The sequence below is a fragment of the Methanocalculus sp. genome (assembly GCF_030651615.1).
Classification (GTDB): domain Archaea; phylum Halobacteriota; class Methanomicrobia; order Methanomicrobiales; family Methanocorpusculaceae; genus Methanocalculus.
Map to the genome: position 1 here is coordinate 1 of NZ_JAUSCG010000095.1, position 5,720 is coordinate 5,720.

6 protein-coding genes, 1 tRNA gene and 1 pseudogene are annotated in these 5,720 nt (G+C 51.5%); all 8 read left to right on the forward strand.

All coding sequences use genetic code 11. The features are described 5' to 3' along the window. Positions 1–419: pseudogene (locus Q7V06_RS04025) on the forward strand (hypothetical protein); the annotation flags it as partial. Between the two features lie 72 nt (positions 420–491). Beyond that, a complete protein-coding gene (locus Q7V06_RS04030) occupies positions 492–2,234 on the forward strand; it encodes a pyruvate/oxaloacetate carboxyltransferase (RefSeq protein WP_304838458.1) in 1,743 nt (580 codons plus the stop codon). Then, complete coding sequence (locus tag Q7V06_RS04035; protein WP_304838461.1) at positions 2,231–3,712, forward strand: acetyl-CoA carboxylase biotin carboxylase subunit; 1,482 nt, start codon at positions 2,231–2,233, stop codon at positions 3,710–3,712. The genes Q7V06_RS04030 and Q7V06_RS04035 overlap by 4 nt, the downstream gene beginning before the upstream one ends. A 120-nt stretch (positions 3,713–3,832) precedes the next feature. Continuing rightward, a tRNA-Met gene (locus tag Q7V06_RS04040) sits at positions 3,833–3,943 on the forward strand. Between the two features lie 628 nt (positions 3,944–4,571). Beyond that, a complete protein-coding gene (locus tag Q7V06_RS04045; protein WP_304838464.1) occupies positions 4,572–4,745 on the forward strand; it encodes a 3'-5' exonuclease in 174 nt (57 codons plus the stop codon). 27 nt (positions 4,746–4,772) lie between these two features. Further along, complete coding sequence (locus tag Q7V06_RS04050) at positions 4,773–4,967, forward strand: hypothetical protein (protein WP_304838468.1); 195 nt, start codon at positions 4,773–4,775, stop codon at positions 4,965–4,967. Between the two features lie 9 nt (positions 4,968–4,976). Then, on the forward strand, positions 4,977–5,426 hold the full coding sequence (locus Q7V06_RS04055; protein ID WP_304838471.1) for a PD-(D/E)XK nuclease family protein: 450 nt from the start codon (positions 4,977–4,979) through the stop codon (positions 5,424–5,426). A gap of 135 nt (positions 5,427–5,561) precedes the next feature. Then, positions 5,562–5,660: a hypothetical protein gene (locus tag Q7V06_RS10415; protein WP_370650808.1), complete on the forward strand. Its 99-nt coding sequence runs from the start codon at positions 5,562–5,564 to the stop codon at positions 5,658–5,660. Positions 5,661–5,720: the final 60 nt, after the last annotated feature.

The window sequence follows — 5,720 nt, forward strand, 5'->3', positions numbered from 1 at the left end:
ATGGTATACGAATGGGCGTTATCCTCTTCATCTCGTTCTGGGCATATACCGAGTTTCGGGGAGGGGAGATGCTTGACCTCTTCGTTTCGGCTTTATCTGACCGGCAAGGTTTTGATATCGGACTTACGGCAGAGATGACGATGCAGGGGATTCATCTTGCAGGTTCAGATATAAGGCAAATACAGAGGGCATTTACGATAAAAGATATGAATATTGGATGGAAGACTTTCATTCCTGCAGCAGTCACGCTCCTTCTTCTTCATATCAAACGATCAGATGAAACCGCTACTCTCCTTGCACTGAGAGGTTTTAACGGAGGAGGTACATATGAACCGGCCTTTCAGACAGGACGAAGAGCCATAATTCTCACGTTAATCTCTTCTATACCTCTGATAGTAAGTATAATTCTTATTTGGTGAGTTATTTATACTATCACGTTTAATTTTTGAGAGGCTCGATTTTTACAATTCCTCAGCCCACGAGGTGTTTAGATGACGTTTTCAAAATCTTCCAGAGTACACATCACAGATACCACGCTGAGGGATGCACATCAATCGCTCATAGCAACACGCCTTCGCACAGAAGATATGATACCGATTGCAGAGGCGATCAATGCAGTTGGTTTCTTCTCGGTGGAGGCATGGGGCGGAGCAACATTTGATAGCTGTATCCGTTTTTTAAATGATGATCCATGGATGCGTCTCCGTGCACTCAAAGAAGCACTACCGGACACCCCGATTCAGATGCTCCTGCGAGGACAGAATCTTGTTGGATACCGACATTACCCGGATGATGTTGTGGAGCGGTTCGTTACAGCAGCACATACAAACGGGGTCGATATCTTCAGGATATTCGATGCATTAAACGATATCCGTAATATGACCAGTTCGATGAAGGCCGTCTCCGATCTCGGGGCACATATTCAGGGGGCTATCTCCTATACAACAAGCCCTGTGCATACCATACCAGGTTTCATCGATATGGCAGAGGATCTGTACTCCCGTGGATGTGATTCGGTCTGTATCAAGGATATGGCAGGACTGATCATGCCTGAAGATACCAGGGAGCTGATTGCCGGAATAAAGGAACGGGTCGATATCTTAGTCGATCTCCATAGCCACTCAACAAGCGGGATAGCCCCGATGAGTTATCAGGCAGCGATTGAGGCAGGAGTTGACATTCTGGATACTGCGATGTCACCTTTTGCATTCGGAACATCGCAACCGGCTACAGAGAGTGTCGTTGCATCCCTGATCGGAACACCCCGTGATACAGGGATAGATCTCCTTGCTCTCCGTAAGGTTCGTAATCGCTGTATGGATATACGGAAGAAGTATGATGCACTGGTTGACCCGATTTCAGAGCGGATTGACAGTGATGTACTCGTCTACCAGCTTCCGGGCGGCATGATCTCAAATCTGGTCTCCCAGTTAAAAGAACAGGACGCTCTCGACCGCCTTCAGGAGGTCTTTTCTGAGGTACCAAAGGTCAGAGAAGACCTTGGATACCCTCCTCTCGTCACCCCGACAAGTCAGATCGTCGCCACGCAGGCGGTCTTAAATGTCCTGATGGGTGGTCGCTACCAGAATGTCACCAAAGAGGTGAAGGATTATGTACGTGGGCTCTATGGCAGACCTCCGCAACCCATTCGTGATGAAGTCAGACAAAGGATCATTGATGGTGAAGTGATGATTACTGTTCGACCTGCAGACCTTCTTGAGCCGATCTATGAGAAGATGAGGCTTGAGGCTGAAGGAATGGGTCTTGTCAGCAAAGAGGAGGATATCCTGACATATATCCTTTATCCGGCGATTGCACCGGCATTTCTTCGGGGAGAGAAGACCGCCGAGGCTATACCGACGGCAAAGAAGGCAACAGCTGCTCCTGCAGAGTTTCCCCATGCAATGGAGGTTGAGGTGGATGGAGAGATCTTCTCTGTCAGGATCGTCTCTGTTGAAGGGAGTGCTGTCACGGGCCCCGTTGGGAGCGTTGTCAAGTCCCAGATACCACGCGGAGACCTCCCTGGCGGAATAAAGAGCAACATGCAGGGAATGGTCCTTGACATCAAAGTGAGTCGTGGGCAGATTGTGAAGAAGGGCGACACACTCGTTGTTCTTGAAGCAATGAAGATGGAGAACCCGATTCAGTGCCCGACAGACGGAAAAGTCATCGAGATATTCGTTGATGTCGGAGCAGTCGTACAGAATGGAGATATTTTACTGGTGATCCAATGAGTTACTTTGACAAGGTGCTCATCGCAAACCGTGGCGAGATTGCCATCAGGGTGATGCGTGCCTGCAGAGAGCTTGGTATTGAGACCGTTGCAATCTATTCAACACCTGATAAGAATGCACTCCATGTGAAGTATGCAGATGAGGCCTTCCATATCGGGGAGGCCCACCCGTCAAAGAGCTACCTGAATGCCGATCGTATCCTTGAGATCGCCACTATGTGCGGAGCTGAGGCGATACATCCGGGATACGGGTTCCTTGCAGAGAACTATCGTTTTGCTGAGAGAGTGGAAGAATCCGGTCTGAATTTCATAGGACCCTCTTCAAAGACGATCCATATGATGGGATCAAAACTTGACTCAAAGGAGGCGATGAGCGCAGCTGGTGTTCCGGTACTCCCCTGGACAAAGGGGGGTGTCACCTCCACCGAGGAAGGTATCGCCTTTGCCGAGGAGATCAGGTACCCTGTGATCGTCAAGGCAAGTGCCGGTGGCGGGGGCATCGGGATGCAGATTGTCCGGGAAGAATCCGACATCTCCGAAGCCATTGAGAAGGGTATGAGGATTGCTCAGTCCGCTTTTGGAGATCCGACGATCTTTATCGAGAAGTATCTAGACAAACCCCGCCATATAGAGGTGCAGGTATTAGCAGATAAACACGGTAACGCAATTCATCTCTATGAACGCGAGTGTTCAATTCAACGCCGCCACCAGAAACTTGTTGAAGAGGCACCGTGCTCGATTATGACGCCGGAACTTCGGAAGCGCATGACCGACTCCGCACTGACGGTTGCAAAGACCTGTAACTATACCAACGCCGGAACGGTTGAGTTCCTTTATTCGAACGGGGAATATTATTTCATGGAGATGAACACCCGTTTACAGGTGGAGCATACGATCACAGAGATTGTAACGGGAGTTGACATTGTCCGTCAGCAGATTGCAATCGCAGCAGGTGAAAAACTTGCATACAAACAGGATGATATTATTCTCAGGGGCCATGCGATAGAATGCAGGATTAACGCAGAGGACCCGATGAATAACTTTGCTGCCGATCCGGGCAAGATTGTCAGATACCGCTCCCCGGGAGGGCCGGGAATACGCGTAGATTCTGGAATTCACGTCGGATATGCCATTCCACCCCAGTATGACTCGATGATATCAAAACTCTGCGCCTTTGGACTGACCAGAATCGAGGCGATCGAACGGATGCGCCGGGCAATTTATGAGTATGTCATCCTCGGCGTCAAGACAACAATTCCGCTCCACCACGCACTGATGAACAACCGCCAGTTCATCGAGGGCAATACCCATACTCATTTCCTCGAGGATCAGCATATCAGGGATAATCTCCAGCGGTTCTTCCGTGATGAAGAGTCGCGGATGCAGACCCTTGCTGAATCGCTCAGGCAGGGAAAAGAGACCGCCGCTGTTACCGCAGCTATCAGCGTCTATCTTCACCAGACAAAGAAGAACGAGTGAACCTATCTTCTCCTGGTCCGGGGGGATTCTGATCTTCTTTTTTGGTATCCGGGGCAAATGGCAAGCTATATATGATAACCTGACCTTCTTATTATGCACAACATGTGCAGACCATCCGGTGCTGCGGTGGCCTAGCTGGTTAGGGCGCCAGACTCATAGGGTTTTGAGCAAATTCGAGGCGCCATCATCTGGGATATCTGGAGGTCGGGGGTTCGGATCCCCCTCGCAGCACTTTTACAGTAGGTTAGTAATCCAAAAATCAAACCGAGCGATTTTGCACGGGTTTTATCCTTTCTTTGTGTATATCATTATCGTCATATCGTCGATTTTAAGCCATTACTTTTTCTACCCATGAAAAGATATAGGCGGTAGGGAGAATCGCCGGGATTTCAACAGCAAAGCGGCGGCGACCACTCGTCTATATCTAACACACCCTCATAAAAGAATATCCTTTGAAATTAAATAAGGTCAATATAGCATTCTGTAATCTACAATTCAAAAGACGTCTCGTGTATTCACGCTATGAATGCCTATCCGCACCATTTGAAAGTCCACTTGGCCATCGAACCCGCTATTAAGCAGGAGGTCGCCTGCAGGATCGGCCGCACTATCGAGCAGAAGACACAACTCCCCTTCCCTGATTATATCTACACCCTGATGTTGGAGAGTGGAGGGCTGTACGCCGCCGTTCTCCAAGAGGGCAACGAGCGGGAGCGGCGGGTGCTGGACTGGTTCTGCCGCCTTGCCATCGAATACACCGCCCCCACCCGCGAGCCCACTATCGCTGACTTCCTCCTCTATCTCAACCAAGTGCTGGAGACCGCCATGGACACGGAATGGGAGGGGGGGCGACGATGCAGTGCAGATCATGACGATCCACCAGAGCAAGGGCAAAGAGTTCCCGGTCTTTTTCCCTGTCGATCTCTCGGAGAACCGGTTCCCGGTAAGCTACCGCTCAAAGGCCTTTACGGTGCCTCGTAGCCTGATTAAAAGCCTCCTTCCCGCTGAAGACGAGCGCGAACTCTTCAGGTAGGAGGAGCGCCGCCTCTGCTATGTAGCAATGACCCGGGCTGAGGAGCGGCTTTATCTGACGAGGGCGGGGATATACGACGGGCGTAAAAACGCCGCAAAATCCTCGCCCTTCCTGAATGATCTGCACTGTACTGAACACCCACTCCTCAGACTTGTTCGGATCCCAGCCTTTGAGACAATGGCAGACGGCTTGATGCTCTCTGACCTCGAACAGGGGCGGTAGCGGCTGTAGGTGGAGGCGATCCTGGCAGTTGCCGAGATGCGCCTCGCCAATGCCCTGCAGCGGTTGATGAATCTGGAGCGGTGCCGGCTCCTAGGGGCCGGAGAAGATCCGGCGTCCTTTGACCGCGATGCGTTCCTCTCTGTGGCAGCCCCACCCTTCGAGATGAAGGTCAGGGCCGGTGTGCGGCCAGAACCCGATCTGATAGACGATATCCACCTCGCGGCCTCTGCTCTCTCTACCTATGAGGACTGTCCGCTGCGGTTCAAATTTGGGACGTTGCTGAGGGTACCGACCAAGCCAAAGACCTTTTTCTCCCTGGGGACGGTGGTGCACACCGTCTGCGAAGCAATGGCCCGCCGAAAGATGGAGGGGGAGACCGTCCGACCTCGATGTCGTCCTTTCAGCCTTGGACTCGTTCGAGTCGTCTGTCGGCTATCCGTCGAAGAAGAAGGAGGGTGAAGATAGGATAAAAGCACGCGAGATGATGGCGACCGATGTGGCGTGGGAGGAGGCGAACAGGAACGCCGTGGTGGATGCAGAAAGGTGGTTTGAGTTCGTATCGACGGTGTGCGTTTCGTTGGCTACATCGACCGCATGGAACAAAACCCCGAGGGCAGGTACGTGGTGGTCGATTACAAGACCGGCAGTTCGCTGGTTTCACGAAGAAGGGTATCCCTGAGAACATCCAGCTGAACCTCTACTGTCTTGGTGTGCGGGAGATCTTCGGTGAGCTTCCGGAGCGGGCGACGTTCT